This is a genomic window from Streptomyces sp. NPDC050164, assembly GCF_044459945.1.
In the GTDB taxonomy this organism is placed as follows: domain Bacteria; phylum Actinomycetota; class Actinomycetes; order Streptomycetales; family Streptomycetaceae; genus Streptomyces; species Streptomyces coeruleorubidus_A.
In genome coordinates this window covers 112,169-126,264 of the sequence record NZ_JBITJK010000006.1, presented here as the reverse complement: position 1 = coordinate 126,264, position 14,096 = coordinate 112,169, and the positions used below count along the sequence as shown (strand labels likewise).

The 14,096-nt window shown below is 70.0% G+C and carries 12 protein-coding genes; 6 read left to right on the top strand and 6 right to left on the bottom strand.

Annotated features, from left to right (window positions below):
• Window positions 1-161: 161 nt before the first annotated feature.
• From ACIBNA_RS12265 to ACIBNA_RS12255, 3 genes are all read right to left on the bottom strand, one after another.
• Entirely contained in the window at window positions 162-1,268 is a 1,107-nt protein-coding gene (locus ACIBNA_RS12265; protein ID WP_399165136.1) for an amidohydrolase family protein, read from the bottom strand.
• Between the two features lie 148 nt (window positions 1,269-1,416).
• Window positions 1,417-1,749: a hypothetical protein gene (locus ACIBNA_RS12260; protein WP_399165135.1), complete on the bottom strand. Its 333-nt coding sequence runs from the start codon at window positions 1,747-1,749 to the stop codon at window positions 1,417-1,419.
• Between the two features lie 58 nt (window positions 1,750-1,807).
• Window positions 1,808-2,725: a heme o synthase gene (locus tag ACIBNA_RS12255; RefSeq protein ID WP_399165308.1), complete on the bottom strand. Its 918-nt coding sequence runs from the start codon at window positions 2,723-2,725 to the stop codon at window positions 1,808-1,810.
• 383 nt (window positions 2,726-3,108) lie between these two features.
• On the opposite strand from ACIBNA_RS12255, the gene tkt reads away from it, so the two are divergent.
• The 6 genes from tkt to ACIBNA_RS12225 all read left to right on the top strand — a co-directional run bounded on the left by tkt (window position 3,109) and on the right by ACIBNA_RS12225 (window position 10,525).
• On the top strand, window positions 3,109-5,196 hold the full coding sequence (gene tkt, locus ACIBNA_RS12250; RefSeq protein ID WP_399165134.1) for a transketolase: 2,088 nt from the start codon (window positions 3,109-3,111) through the stop codon (window positions 5,194-5,196).
• Window positions 5,197-5,230: 34 nt separating this feature from the next.
• Window positions 5,231-6,349 (top strand): transaldolase, encoded by a 1,119-nt coding sequence (gene tal / locus ACIBNA_RS12245; protein ID WP_399165133.1) that lies wholly within the window; start codon window positions 5,231-5,233, stop codon window positions 6,347-6,349.
• A gap of 4 nt (window positions 6,350-6,353) precedes the next feature.
• Window positions 6,354-7,877, top strand: coding sequence for a glucose-6-phosphate dehydrogenase (gene zwf / locus ACIBNA_RS12240; protein WP_399165132.1), 1,524 nt, complete (start codon window positions 6,354-6,356; stop codon window positions 7,875-7,877).
• Window positions 7,874-9,001 (top strand): glucose-6-phosphate dehydrogenase assembly protein OpcA, encoded by a 1,128-nt coding sequence (gene opcA, locus ACIBNA_RS12235; RefSeq protein WP_399165131.1) that lies wholly within the window; start codon window positions 7,874-7,876, stop codon window positions 8,999-9,001. Before zwf ends, opcA begins: the two co-directional genes overlap by 4 nt.
• Window positions 8,998-9,783, top strand: a complete 786-nt coding sequence (pgl, locus tag ACIBNA_RS12230; RefSeq protein WP_399165130.1) for a 6-phosphogluconolactonase — start codon at window positions 8,998-9,000, stop codon at window positions 9,781-9,783. Before opcA ends, pgl begins: the two co-directional genes overlap by 4 nt.
• A gap of 79 nt (window positions 9,784-9,862) precedes the next feature.
• Window positions 9,863-10,525 carry a hypothetical protein gene (locus tag ACIBNA_RS12225; protein WP_399165129.1) on the top strand — a complete coding sequence of 221 codons (663 nt, stop codon included), beginning with the start codon at window positions 9,863-9,865 and terminating at the stop codon, window positions 10,523-10,525.
• A gap of 27 nt (window positions 10,526-10,552) precedes the next feature.
• Here the strand turns inward: ACIBNA_RS12225 and ACIBNA_RS12220 are convergent, their stop codons facing one another.
• From ACIBNA_RS12220 to ACIBNA_RS12210, 3 genes are read right to left on the bottom strand one after another with little or no spacing between them, the layout of a single operon-like run.
• Window positions 10,553-11,392 (bottom strand): carbohydrate ABC transporter permease, encoded by an 840-nt coding sequence (locus tag ACIBNA_RS12220; RefSeq protein WP_399165128.1) that lies wholly within the window; start codon window positions 11,390-11,392, stop codon window positions 10,553-10,555.
• A complete protein-coding gene (locus ACIBNA_RS12215; RefSeq protein ID WP_399165127.1) occupies window positions 11,389-12,750 on the bottom strand; it encodes an ABC transporter permease subunit in 1,362 nt (453 codons plus the stop codon). The genes ACIBNA_RS12220 and ACIBNA_RS12215 overlap by 4 nt, the downstream gene beginning before the upstream one ends.
• A 6-nt stretch (window positions 12,751-12,756) precedes the next feature.
• A complete protein-coding gene (locus tag ACIBNA_RS12210) occupies window positions 12,757-14,082 on the bottom strand; it encodes an ABC transporter substrate-binding protein (RefSeq protein ID WP_399165126.1) in 1,326 nt (441 codons plus the stop codon).
• Window positions 14,083-14,096 lie beyond the last annotated feature (14 nt).

Here is a 14,096-nt window from a genome sequence, read left to right as displayed (position 1 = left end):
CGCAGGGAAGCGACTGTTCTGCGCGGTGCCGGCGAGCGGGGTCCGGTGCGTGCCTCTGCAAGGCGGAGGAGGGCGTCGACGCGGAGCGTCGGCAACCGACGACAACGCCGCAGAGGTGCGTGCCAGACCCCGCGTCTGCGGCGTGATCCAAACGACAGGCCCTAGTCGAGCCCGTACACCCGGCGCGCGTTCCCCGAGGCCAGCATCCCCGCCACCCGCTGCGCGTCGGCCAGGGACCACGCGCCCTCGGCGACCCAGGTGCCGAGCACCCGGCCGAGCGCCTCGCGGAACAGCCGGGCGCCCACCACGTGCAGCTCGGGCAGCCCCTGGGCGCCGGTGGAGAAGAGGATCTTGCCGAACGGGGCCAGCTCCAGGATCTCCGCGAGGATGGTCGCGGCGCGGGCGCCGGTGCGGACCAGGGCGGCGCCGGAGTCGACGTAGACGTGCGGGAAGACACCGGCCAGGTGGGCGGCGTGCCGGTGGTACGGGTAGCCGTGCAGCAGGACGAGGTCCGTGCCGAGACCGGCCGTGGCCCGTACGAAGTCCGTCAGCAGCACCGGATCCGTACGGTCGATCCGCGGGCCCGGCGCGCCGAGCCCCGCGTGCAGCTGGAGCGGCAGCCCCGAGGCGACGGCGCTCCACAGCAGGTGTCGCAGCAGCACGGGGTCGCTCAGCTCCCCGCCGACATCGCGCCCCGCGAGCCAGCGGCCGACGGCCCCCCGCACCTCCCCCGGCCCGGGCGGCTCCGGCGCGAGCGCGAGGCCGTGCCGTACTCCGGCTACGGAGGTGAAGGCGACGGCGTTCGCGGCGGCGGCGTGCACGGACTCGGCGAGGTTGGCGAGGAAGGACTCGACGGTTCCGGAGGTGTCGGCGACCTGCTCGGCGAGCAGTTCCAGGCGTACGATCTCGCGGGCCTCGGCGGCTCCGGCACAGGCCAGTTCGCCGGGTTCGGTCAGATCACCGGGCAGGCCCGTGTCGACCAGGTACGTCGTGATGCCGCTGCCGCGCAGGAGCCGGCGGGCGGACTCCAGGACGCCCAGTTCGCGGCGACGGGCGAGGTAGCGGGCCGGTGCGCAGTGGGGTTCCAGGCCGAGCAGGGGCGGACACCAGCGTCTTACGGCGAAGCCGGTCTGGGTGTCGAAGAGGGTGGTGCCGGGGGCGGGTGGGCCCTCCGTGCGGGAGAGGTGGGCCTCGAAGGTGCCGAGGCCCAGCTCCGTGCGGAGCACTCCGTGGCAGTACTGGTCCACTAGGGACGGCGTTTCGATCATCCGGGCTCCCCGGTGTGGACCCTGTTGTTCCTAAGGGTCCTAACGGGTGAACCGGGTTGAGGTCGCGGTTCCGATGGGGGTGCGGGTGTTCTGGCGGCCGTCGGTCGTGTGTGGCTGATCGCGCCGTTCCCCGCGCCCCTAAAAGGGGTCAGTTGTTCTTCGGGCCGCCTACCTGGATCCCCGCCATGCGCGACCACTCGTAGCGGCCCGTCTTGACCTTGGCCGCGAACTCGCCGTCGAAGGACTCGTGGGCGGTGATGCCCGACTTCTCCACCGCCTTCTCGGCGATCTCGTAGGACGGGGCCATCAGGTCGCCCCAGTTGCCGTCCTCGCCCACGAGGACGATGCGGGCGCCGCGTTCGCCGAGGTAGGCGACCTGGCCCTCGGCGCCGCCGTGGGCCTTGGAGAAGGAGCTGATCTGCTTGGCCAGCCGGGCCGCCTTGCGCTCGGCCTTCGGGTCTGCCTGCTGCGTCTCTGCCATGACCAGGATGCTACTCAGGAGTAGATCGACAGGCGAGAGCAGGGCCCTGTGACGTACGTCAGCGCAGGAACGGGTCGACCGCGACGGCCACGAACAGCAGCGAGACGTAGGTGATCGACCAGTGGAACAGGCGCATCTCCTTCAGCTTCGCGCCCGTCACCTCCGCCTTCGCGCGGTTCTGCAGGCCGTGCGCCTCCCAGAGCCAGAAGCCACCCGCCAGCAGGGCGACCGACGTGTAGAACCAGCCGGTGTAGCCGAGCGGGGTCAGCAGGAGCGAGACGGCGACCATGACCCAGCTGTAGATCACGATCTGCTTGGCGACGACCTTGTTGGAGGCGACCACCGGCAGCATCGGCACGCCCACGCGCGCGTAGTCCTCCTTGACCTTCATGGACAGCGGCCAGTAGTGCGGCGGCGTCCAGAAGAACATGACGAGGAACAGGATGACCGGCGCCCACGACATGGAGTTCGTGACCGAGGACCAGCCGATCAGCACGGGCAGACAGCCCGCGATGCCGCCCCACACGATGTTCTGCGAGGTGCGGCGCTTGAGGATCATCGTGTAGACGACGACGTAGAAGAGGAGCGCGCCGAGGGAGAGCCAGGCGCTCAGCCAGTTCACGGTGAGGCCGAACAGCAGCGTCGAGGCGACGGCCAGGGTGATGCCGAAGGCGAGGCACTCGCGCGGGCTGACCATGCCGGTGACCAGCGGCCGCTGCGAGGTGCGGTCCATCAGGGCGTCGATGTCGCGGTCGATGTACATGTTGAGCGCGTTAGCGCCGCCCGCGGACATGTAGCCGCCGACGCAGGTCAGCAGCACCAGCGTCAGGTCGGGCACGCCCTGCTGCGCCAGGAACATCACCGGGACGGTGGTGATCAGCAGCAGCTCGATGATCCGCGGCTTGGTGAGAGCCACGAACCCCTTGACACGGGCCCCGAACGGCCGGTGGGCCGGGCTCTGGTCCGTCCCGATCATCCCCGCTGGACGGGATTCAACGGCCGTCACGCACACCCCTACAGAGACATCCCAGCAAGCCTCACCCGTGTGAAGTCCCGGTAAAGGCTCGCGCGTACCACGCCACTTTAGACGTTGCCCAGAGCCGGACATTCGCGGGGGTCGGGTCGTGTTGGAGGGCGGCTTCCGAAGGGCGCGCACAAGCTCGATTGAGCACCCGGATGAGCGGCGCCGTATTCACTTGCCGAATGGGATACGGCCCAGTCAGGAGGCGGATCGAAACGAGTCCCGGCAGTCTGGAGTGACTCGAAAGAACGCACGTCCGACGGGGGTAGGCTCGGCTGCGGCCGGTGGGCGCCCCGATACACCGGCATCCGACATGTGGAGAGGAGCCCTGACCCAGGGTGAGCACCAAGCCGACCACCACAGACCTCGAGTGGACCGAGTTGGACCAGCGGGCCGTCGACACCGCGCGTGTCCTGGCCGCCGATGCCGTACAGAAGGTCGGTAACGGCCATCCGGGTACGGCGATGAGTCTCGCGCCTGCCGCCTACACCCTCTTCCAGAAGGTGATGCGGCACGACCCGGCGGACGCCGACTGGGTCGGGCGCGACCGTTTCGTACTGTCCGCCGGCCACTCGTCCCTGACCCTCTACACCCAGCTGTACCTGGCCGGTTTCGGTCTGGAGCTGGACGATCTGAAGTCCTTCCGCACGTGGGGTTCGAAGACCCCCGGTCACCCCGAGTACGGGCACACGACCGGTGTGGAGACGACGACCGGCCCGCTCGGGCAGGGTGTCGCGAACGCGGTGGGCATGGCGATGGCCGCCCGCTACGAGCGTGGTCTGTTCGACCCGGAGGCCCCCGAGGGCGAGTCTCCCTTCGACCACTTCGTCTACTGCGTCGCCGGTGACGGCTGCCTCCAGGAGGGCATCTCCGCCGAGGCGTCCTCGATGGCGGGCCACCAGAGGCTGGGCAACCTGATCCTGCTGTGGGACGACAACCACATCTCGATCGAGGGCGACACCGAGACGGCCGTCTCCGAGGACACCGCTGCGCGCTACGAGGCCTACGGCTGGCACGTGCAGCGGGTGGAGCCGCAGGAGAACGGCGACCTGGACCCGGCGGCGATCTTCGAGGCGATCCAGAAGGCCAAGGCGGTCACGGACAAGCCGTCGTTCATCGCGATGCGCTCGATCATCGCCTGGCCGGCCCCGAACGCGCAGAACACCGAGGCCGCGCACGGCTCGGCGCTGGGCGCGGACGAGGTCGCGGCGACCAAGCGGGTGCTGGGCTTCGACCCGGAGCAGAGCTTCGAGGTCGCGGGCGAGGTCATCGAGCACACCCGCAGGGCGCTGGAGCGGGGCCAGGCGGCCCGTGCGGTGTGGGAGAAGGCGTACCAGCAATGGCGGGACAACAACCCCGAGCGAGCCGCCGAGTACGACCGGATTGCCAAGGGTGAGCTGCCCACCGGCTGGGAGGAGAAGATCCCGGTCTTCGAGGTCGGCAAGGGTGTGGCCACGCGTGCCGCCTCCGGCAAGATCCTCCAGGCCCTCGGCGCGGTCGTGCCCGAGCTGTGGGGCGGCTCGGCCGACCTGGCCGGCTCCAACAACACCACGATCGACAAGACCAGCTCCTTCCTCCCGGCGGACAACCCGCTGCCGGAGGCGGACCCGTACGGCCGCACGATCCACTTCGGTATCCGCGAGCACGCGATGGCCGCCGAGATGAACGGCATCGCGCTGCACGGCAACACCCGGATCTACGGCGGCACGTTCCTGGTCTTCTCCGACTACATGCGCAACGCGGTGCGGCTGTCGGCGCTGATGCACCTGCCGGTGACGTACGTGTGGACGCACGACTCCATCGGCCTGGGCGAGGACGGCCCGACCCACCAGCCGGTCGAGCACCTCGCGTCGCTGCGTGCCATCCCGGGCCTGAACATCGTCCGGCCCGCCGACGCCAACGAGACCGCCATCGCCTGGCGCGAGATCCTCAGGCGCTGGACGAAGGAGTTCGGCAAGGGCCAGCCGCACGGCCTGGCGCTGACCCGTCAGGGCGTGCCGACCTACGAGCCCAACGACGATGCCGCCAAGGGCGGTTACGTCCTGTTCGAGGCCGACGGCGGCGAGCCCGACGTCATCCTCATCGCCACCGGCTCCGAGGTGCACGTCGCCGTCGAGGCGCGCGAGCAGCTCCAGGGCGCCGGCGTGCCCACCCGCGTGGTGTCCATGCCGTCGGTGGAGTGGTTCGAGCAGCAGGACCAGGGGTACCGGGACAGCGTCCTGCCGCCGTCCGTCAAGGCTCGTGTCGCGGTGGAGGCCGGGATCGGCCTGACGTGGCACAAGTACGTCGGGGACGCCGGCCGCATCGTTTCCCTGGAGCACTTCGGTGCTTCGGCCGACGGCAAGGTCCTTTTCCGCGAGTTCGGCTTCACTGCCGAGAACGTGGCCGCCGCCGCGCGGGAATCGATCGCCGCAGCTCAGCGCTGACGCTCATATACGACACGTAGGAGATGGAATTTCCATGACAGACGCACTCAAGCGCCTCTCCGAGGAAGGCGTCGCGATCTGGCTGGACGACCTGTCGCGCAAGCGGATCACGTCCGGCAACCTCGCCGAGCTGCTCGACCAGCAGCACGTCGTGGGCGTCACCACCAACCCGACGATCTTCCAGAAGGCGATCTCCGAGGGCGACGGCTACGACCAGCAGCTCTCCGACCTCGCCGCCCGCAAGGTCACCGTCGAAGAAGCCATCCGCATGATCACCACGGCGGACGTCCGCGACGCCGCCGACATCCTGCGCCCGGTCTTCGACGCCACCGGCGGCCAGGACGGCCGGGTCTCGATCGAGGTCGACCCCCGTCTGGCGCACAACACCAAGGCGACGGTGGCCGAGGCCCGCCAGCTGGCCTGGCTGGTGGACCGGCCCAACACGCTGATCAAGATCCCGGCCACCAAGGCGGGTATCCCGGCGATCACCGAGACGATCGGCAACGGCATCAGCGTCAACGTCACGCTGATCTTCTCGCTGGAGCGCTACCGCGAGGTGATGGACGCCTACCTGTCCGGTCTGGAGAAGGCGAAGGCCAAGGGCCTGGACCTGTCCAAGATCCACTCGGTGGCGTCCTTCTTCGTCTCGCGCGTCGACTCGGAGATCGACAAGCGGATCGACGCGCTCGGTACCGACGAGGCCAAGGCGCTGCGCGGCAAGGCCGCCATCGCCAACGCCCGTCTCGCCTACCAGGCGTACGAGGAGGTCTTCTCGACGGACCGCTGGAGCGCGCTGGAGCGCGAGGGCGCCAACAAGCAGCGTCCGCTGTGGGCCTCCACCGGCGTGAAGGACAAGGCGTACAAGGACACCATGTACGTCACCGAGCTGGTCGCGCCGAACACGGTGAACACCATGCCGGAGGCGACCCTGTACGCCACCGAGGAGCACGGCGAGATCACCGGCAACACCATCGCCGGCACGTACGAGCAGGCCCGCGCCGACCTCGACGCCATCGAGCAGCTCGGGATCAAGTACGACGACGTGGTCCAGCTGCTGGAGGGCGAGGGCGTCGAGAAGTTCGAGGCGTCCTGGACCGACCTGCTGAAGTCGACCGAGGCCGAGCTTCAGCGCCTCGCCCCCTCGGAGGGCTGAACAGGTGTCGAGCAGCAACCCGCTGCGTGACCCCGCGGACCGACGGCTCCCGCGTATCGCGGGGCCGTCGGGCCTGGTCATCTTCGGCGTCACGGGCGACCTGTCCCGCAAGAAGCTGATGCCCGCCGTGTACGACCTCGCCAACCGGGGTCTGCTGCCGCCGGGCTTCTCGCTGGTGGGTTTCGCCCGCCGCGAGTGGGCGCACGAGGACTTCGCCCAGGAGGTCCACGACGCGGTCAAGGAGCACGCCCGCACGCCCTTCCGCGAGGAGGTCTGGCAGCAGCTCATCCAGGGCATGCGCTTCGTGCAGGGCACGTTCGACGACGACGACGCGTTCGAGCGGCTGCGCTCCACGATCGAGGAACTGGACAAGGCACAGGGCACGGGCGGCAACTTCGCCTTCTACCTGTCCGTGCCGCCGAAGTCCTTCCCGGTGGTCATCCAGCAGCTGAAGAAGCACCAGCTGGCCGACCAGCAGGGCGGCTCCTGGCGGCGCGCGGTCATCGAGAAGCCGTTCGGGCACGACCTGAAGTCGGCCGAGGAACTCAACAAGGTCGTTCACGAGGTCTTCGCCCCGGACCAGGTCTTCCGCATCGACCACTACCTGGGCAAGGAGACCGTCCAGAACATCCTGGCGCTGCGCTTCGCCAACACGATGTTCGAGCCGATCTGGAACCGGTCCCTCGTGGACCACGTGCAGATCACCATGGCCGAGGACATCGGCATCGGCGGCCGGGCCGGGTACTACGACGGCATCGGCGCCGCCCGTGACGTCATCCAGAACCACCTGCTCCAGCTCCTGGCGCTCACCGCCATGGAGGAGCCGGCCTCCTTCGACGCGGACGCGCTGGCCGCCGAGAAGACCAAGGTGCTCGGCGCGGTGAAGCTGCCCAAGGACATGGGCCGGGACACGGTACGCGCCCAGTACTCGGCCGGGTGGCAGGGCGGCACCAAGGTGCGCGGCTATCTGGAGGAGGACGGCATCAACGCCTCCTCGAAGACCGACACCTACGCCGCGATCAAGCTGGAGATCGACAACCGCCGCTGGGCGGGCGTCCCCTTCTATCTGCGCACCGGCAAGCGTCTGGGCCGCCGCGTCACGGAGATCGCGGTCGTCTTCCAGCGCGCCCCGCACTCCCCCTTCGACACGACGGCCACCGAGGAGCTGGGCTCCAACGCGATCGTCATCCGCGTCCAGCCGGACGAGGGCGTCACGGTCCGCTTTGGCTCGAAGGTCCCCGGCACGTCGATGGAGATCCGGGACGTGTCGATGGACTTCGCGTACGGCGAGTCCTTCACGGAGTCCAGCCCGGAGGCCTACGAGCGTCTCATCCTGGACGTCCTCCTCGGAGACTCGAACCTCTTCCCGCGTACCGAGGAGGTCGAGCTGTCCTGGAAGATCCTCGACCCGATCGAGGAGTACTGGGACAGCAACGGCAAGCCCGCCCAGTACCCGGCCGGTACCTGGGGGCCCGTCGAGGCGGACGAAATGCTCGAGCGACACGGACGGAGCTGGCGCCGGCCATGAAGATAGACCTCACGGACACCACGGCCAGCAAGATCAACAAGGCGCTGGTGCAGGGCCGCCGGGCGATCGGCACCCCGGCGGTCGGGATGGTGCTCACGCTGGTCATCGTGACGGACGAGGAGAACGCCTACGACGCGCTGAAGGCCGCGAGCGACGCCTCGCACGAGCATCCCTCGCGCACCCTCGTGGTCATCAAGCGCGTCTCCCGCTCGCCCCGCGACCGGACGCAGTCCCGCCTGGACGCGGAGGTCCGGGTCGGCGCGGAGGCCGGCACCGGCGAGACGGTCGTGCTCCGGCTGTACGGCGAGGTCGTCGACCACGCCCAGTCGGTGGTGCTGCCGCTGCTGCTGCCGGACGCCCCGGTGGTGGTGTGGTGGCCGGTGAACGCGCCGCTCGACCCGGCGAAGGACCCGCTGGGTGCCCTCGCCCAGCGCCGCGTCACCGACACCTACGCCTCCGAGCAGCCGGTACGGGACCTGGCCACCCGGTCCGGGACCTACACCCCCGGCGACACGGACCTGTCCTGGACCCGCATCACGCCCTGGCGTTCCATGCTGGCGGCGGCCCTCGACCAGGTCACCTGCGAGGTCAGGGCCGTCGAGGTGGAGGGCGAGGAGTTCAACCCGAGCTGTGAGCTGCTGGCGATGTGGCTCGCGGACCGGCTCGACGTCCCGGTGAAGCGCTCGCTGTCCGGCGGCCCCGGCCTGACGGCGGTCCGTATGGACACCAACTGCGGCGCGATCACCCTGGACCGTGCCGACGGGTCCCTCGCGACGCTCTCCATCGAGGGCCAGCCGGCCCGTGGTGTTGCGCTCAAGCGCCGGGACACGGCCGAGCTGATCGCGGAGGAGCTGCGGCGGCTGGACCCGGACGACACGTACGCGTCGGCGCTGCGGTACGGGGTGGACCGGCTGAAGGCGTCCGGGTCGGCTCCGGCGCCGCGGGCCTCTGCCGAGGGACCGGTGGCCAAAGGGGAGCCCAAAAGCGGAGGCCGAGAGCCGCTCGCCCTCCCCGCTCCGGTCGAAACGGCTGCGAAAGCACCCGCTGCGGAAGCGACGGCGCAGGCACCGGTGAAGCAGGAACCGCCCAAGCTGGAACCGGTACGGAAGGCAACGACGAAGTGAGCACGGCACCGCAGTTGGTCGTCCACCGCGACAAGGAGCTGATGGCCCAGGCCGCGGCGGCCCGGCTGATCACCAGGATCGTGGACGCGCAGGCCTCCCGGGGTTCGGCGTCCGTGGTCCTGACGGGCGGCCGCAACGGCAACGGCCTGCTGGCCGCCCTGGCCGCGGCGCCCGCCCGGGACGCCGTCGACTGGACCCGGCTCGACCTCTGGTGGGGCGACGAGCGGTTCCTGCCCGAGGGCGACCCGGAGCGCAACGTCACGCAGGCGCGGGAGGCACTGCTGGACTCGGTGCCGCTCGATCCGAAGCGGGTGCACGCCATGCCCGCGTCGGACGGCCCCTACGGCACCGATGTGGACGCGGCGGCGGCCGCGTACGCGGAGGAACTGGCGCGGGCGGCGGGCCCGGAGAACCACGGGCCCGTGCCGACGTTCGACGTGCTGATGCTGGGGGTCGGGCCGGACACGCATGTGGCGTCGCTGTTCCCGGAGTTGCCGGCGGTGCGGGAAGTCGACCGTACGGTCGTCGGTGTCCATGGCGCGCCGAAGCCGCCGCCGACTCGGGTGACGCTGACGTTGCCGGCGATTCGGGCGGCACGGGAGGTGTGGCTCCTGGCCGCGGGTGAGGACAAGGCCCAGGCCGCGGCGATCGCGCTCTCGGGCGCGGGCGAGATCCAGGCGCCGGCGGCAGGGGCGTACGGCCGCAGCCGGACACTGTGGCTGCTGGACGCGGCGGCGGCTTCGCAACTGCCTCGGTCGCTGTACCCGCCGGCTTCGGCGTGACCGTCGCGGACGCCGGTCGGCCTCGTCACCGGAGCGGCCGGCGCCCCTGATCTGAGGGGGCTTCCGGCCGCTTCGGCGTTTGCCGGTGCTCAACTCCCGCCCAGCACCCGCGCGGTGTAGGCCGCCAGATCGGTCCGAAGACGCTCACGCGACACGTGCCGCCGGTCGGCGGAAAAGGACCGCGGCCGTCGCGATCGACGTCCACGGAGACGAGTCGGGCTCCCGCGCCTGCCGGATCGCCGACGCCGCCGGTGACCTCATCCGCCTGCTCAAGACCGGCGAGCTTCCCTCCGCCCGCCACGCCCCCGACTCGCTGGCGAACCAGGACGCGTGCGACCTGGTCAAGGAGAGCGAGGCCGCGCGCGTCCCGGACATCGACCCCGGGGAGCGATACGCCGCCTTCACCGGCCAGAGCTGCGCCTGGGGCGGCGAGAGCATCGACGAACCGCACCGGTACGTCCTCTTCCAGCACGTCGGGGACGCGCTGGAAGGACGCCCGCGCACGATCGGGGGACGCATGGCGGCGGTGCAGTACGGCCCCGCCGACGAGTACGGCGACCTGCTCGGGCACAGCCTGCCGAACTGCGCGGTCGACGTCGAGTACGGCGAGGCCGGACCGACCGCCGAGGGGCGTACCGAGGTGGTCTCGGTGGGAGTCACCGGCGACTCGTCGAGACAGGCGCTGTGTTCCCGCGCCCAGGAGTTGGTTCCCATGGCCCTCGCCCGCCTCCCCGAGCGGTAGGCACGTGCCGCGCTCCAAAGGCACCGGCTACTTGACCGACCCCGCCATGACCCCCTGCACAAAGTGCCTCTGGAACGCGAAGAACACGACGACAGGCACGACCAGGGACACGAACGCCCCGGGCGCCAGCACATCGATGTTGCTTCCGAACTGCCGTATCTGGGACTGCAGTTCCACCGTCAGTGGCTGTGAGGAACTGTCCGCGAACAGCAACGCCACCAGCATGTCGTTCCAGACCCACAGGAACTGGAAGATGGCCAGGGAGGCGATCGCCGGCCGCCCCACCGGCAGCACGAGCCGCGTGAAGATACGCCACTCGCTGCCCCCGTCCATCCGCGCGGCCTCCAGCATCTCCTTCGGCATCTCGGCGAAGTAGTTCCGCAGCAGGAACACCGCGAACGGCAGGCCGTAGGCCACATGGAACAGCACGACACCGGGGATCGTGCCGAACAGTCCCAGCTGCCCGAACAGTTTCGCGACCGGCAACAGCCCGATCTGCACGGGCACCACCAGCAGCGCGACCACGACCAGGAAGATCGCCTCCCGTCCGGGGAAGTCCAGCCACGCGAACGCGTAGCCCGCGAGCGCCGCGATCACCACGACCAGCACCGTCGCCGGCACCGATATGAGCACCGTGTTCCAGAACGCCTGAGTGATGCCCGCGTTCTGAAGCAGCGACGAGTAGTTGTCGAAGGACAGCTGCCCGGGACTGGTGAGCACCGTCCACCAGCCGCCCTTGGCCGTGTCCTCGGCGGACCGCAGCGAGGACAGGAACAGCCCGGCCAGCGGCGTCATCCACACCAGGCCGACCACCGCGAGGAAGGCCTGGACGGCTCCGTTGCCCAACCCGCGCCGAACCGCGTTCATCGCTGACTCCTTCGGAAACGGCGGACGTTGAACACCATGGCCGGGACGACCAGCAGCAGGAGCAGCACACCGAGCGCGCTGCCGAGCCCCTGGTTGTTGCCGCCGCCGAACGACACCAGCCACATCTGCGTCGCGAGCACGGTCGCGTCCTCCTGCACCGGCCCGGGCGCGATGATGTAGACGAGGTCGAAGACCTTCATCACGTTGATGACGAGGGTGATGAACACGACCGTCAGCACCGGTGCCAGCAGCGGCACCGTGATCCGCCGGAAGATCTGCCACTCGTTCGCGCCGTCCATCCGCGCCGCCTCCAGCGCGTCCCGCGGCAGCGTCGACAGGCCCGCCCCGATCAGCACCATGGCGAAGCCGGTCCAGATCCACAGGTAGGCCCCGATGATCGCCGGTGTGACGAGCGCCGGTCCGAGCCAGGAGACCCCCTCGTAGGGCGGGGCGAAGTTGGACGACGGCAGCTTCACCTCGTACGAGCCCGGTTGGAGTCCCTCGAAGCGGAAGGAGCCGTCGGAGGCGGTGGTCGCCGTGGCGACGGGCTTGCCGTCGCGCACCGCCTCGACCTTCATCCGAGGCAGTCCGCTCTCCCGCCGGTCCACCTTGCCCTGTTCCCCTCCCCCGCCGGGCGTGAAGTCCAGGTAGACCACGCCGCGCAATTCGTCGGGGGCGGCCTGCTGCCCCGCCGCCGCGTACGCGGGCCGGGTCCCACCGGGCAGGTCGTCGGGCAGCACGCCGACCAGGCCCAGCGTCACCGCGTCGCCCGGGGACACGCTCGTACTCGTGCGGTACGAACCGTCCTTGTCCTTCGTCAGGCCCTGTCCGTCGCGCGCCCGGGCCGTCGGGTACGAGGACTCCGCCTTGAAGGCGTCGTGGACGGAGACGACCGCGGCGTTCAGGACGCCCTTGTCCGGGTCCTCGTCGTAGGCGAGCCGGAAGATGATGCCGGCGGCGAGGAAGGAGACCGCCATCGGCATGAAGAGGAGCAGTTTGAAGGCGGTGGCCCAGCGGACCTTCTCCACCAGGACGGCCAGGATCAGTCCGAGACCGGTCAGCAGGGCCGGGGCCACGACGACCCAGATGGCCGTGTTGCGGACGGCCTTGAGGGTCGCCGGGTCGCGGAACATCTCGGCGTAGTTCTCGCCGCCGACGAAGGTCGTCCCGGAGGCGTCGAAGAAGCTGCGGCCGATGCTGAACAGCACGGGGTAGACGACGAGCGCGCCGAGCAGCAGCAGCGCGGGCAGCACGAACAGCAGGGCGATGATCTTGCCGCGCCGCCGCAGTCGCCGTGTGCGGTCGGCGACCGTGACGGGCGGCGGGGGACTCGTCTCTTTCACGAGGGTCGCTGTCATGGCGGATCAGTCCTGGTACGCCTTGGCCGCCGCGGCCTCCAGCTTCGCCGCGGTGCCCTTCGGGTCGGACGGGTCGCGCAGGAAGTCCTGGAGCAGCTTCCACTCGCCGGCGCCCTTGGTGCCGCCGAAGGCCGCCGGGGCCTGGTCGGACATGTCGAAGCGGACCGAGTCCCCGGCCTCGACGAGGGACTCGGCGGTGGCCCGGGTGACATCGTCGCCGTAGGAGGCGGGGTCGAGCTTCTTGTTCGGGGAGAGGAAGCCGCCCGCCTCGGCCCACACCGCGGAGGCCTCGGGGGTCGCCAGGAACTCCAGGAGAGCCTGGGCGGCCTTCTGGTTCTTGCCGTCCTTGAGGACGACGGCCGCGTCACCGCCGCTGACGACCGGGGCCTCGCCACCGGCGACCGCCGGGAACGGGAAGAAGTTCGCGTCCTCGCCGACCTTCTTGCCGAACTGGTCCTTGGCGACACCGGCGACGAAGTCGCCCTCGTAGACCATGCCGGCCTCGGGCTCCGGCCCGAACACCTTCTCCACCGAGCCGGGGAAGTCGGTGTTCAGGGCGCCCTTCTGGCCGCCGGCGATGAGCTGCTTGTCCTTGAAGAGCTTGCCGAGCGTGGTGAGGGCGTCGACGACCGACGCGTCGGTCCACTTCAGCTTGTGCGCGGCGAGGGCGTCGTACTTCTCGGGTCCGGCCTGGGAGAGGTAGACGTTCTCGAACCAGTCGGTGAGGGTCCAGCCGTCCTGCCCGGCGACGGAGAACGCGGCGAGACCGGAGTCGGACACGGTCTGCCCGGTCTTCAGCATCTCGTCGTAGGTCTTCGGCGGCTTCACCCCGGCCTGGGCGAGGGCGTCGGGGCTGTACCAGACGGTCGACTTGTGCGCGGCCTTGAAGTAGAGGCCGTAGAGGGTGCCGTCGACGCTGCCGTACTCCTTCCACACGGGGGCGTACCCCGCGTCCACGGCCTGCTCGGTCTTCTTCGACAGCGGCTTGAGCCAGCCCTTCTGCGCGAACTGCTTGAGCACGCCGACCTGCGGGACCATCACGACGTCGGGGGCGTTGCCGCCCTCGATCTTGCTGCCGACGACGGTGGAGACGTTGTCTCCGGTGGACACGAACTGCGTCTTGGCGCCGGTCTTCTCGGTGAAGGCGTCCAGCACCTTCTGGAAGTTCTTCTGCTCGGTGCCGGACCAGACACCGGCCACGGTGATCGACTGGCCGCTGAGCGCCTTGTCGCCGCCGCCGGCCGAGACGGGGCCGCCGCCGCAGGCGGTCGCGCCGAGCGCCAGGACGAGGGCGGTGCAGCCGGTGAGCAGGGTGGTACGTCGTCGCATCATCGTTGATGTCCCTT

Bases quoted from the DNA above. Each gene is read 5' to 3' on its own strand.
- ACIBNA_RS12265 (WP_399165136.1), bottom strand. From the start codon at position 1,268: ATGATCGAAACGCCGTCCCTAGTGGACCAGTACTGCCACGGAGTGCTC.
- ACIBNA_RS12260 (WP_399165135.1), bottom strand. From the start codon at position 1,749: ATGGCAGAGACGCAGCAGGCAGACCCGAAGGCCGAGCGCAAGGCGGCC.
- ACIBNA_RS12255 (WP_399165308.1), bottom strand. From the start codon at position 2,725: ATGATCGGGACGGACCAGAGCCCGGCCCACCGGCCGTTCGGGGCCCGT.
- tal (WP_399165133.1), top strand. From the start codon at position 5,231: ATGACAGACGCACTCAAGCGCCTCTCCGAGGAAGGCGTCGCGATCTGG.
- opcA (WP_399165131.1), top strand. From the start codon at position 7,874: ATGAAGATAGACCTCACGGACACCACGGCCAGCAAGATCAACAAGGCG.
- ACIBNA_RS12220 (WP_399165128.1), bottom strand. From the start codon at position 11,392: ATGAACGCGGTTCGGCGCGGGTTGGGCAACGGAGCCGTCCAGGCCTTC.
- ACIBNA_RS12215 (WP_399165127.1), bottom strand. From the start codon at position 12,750: ATGACAGCGACCCTCGTGAAAGAGACGAGTCCCCCGCCGCCCGTCACG.
- ACIBNA_RS12210 (WP_399165126.1), bottom strand. From the start codon at position 14,082: ATGATGCGACGACGTACCACCCTGCTCACCGGCTGCACCGCCCTCGTC.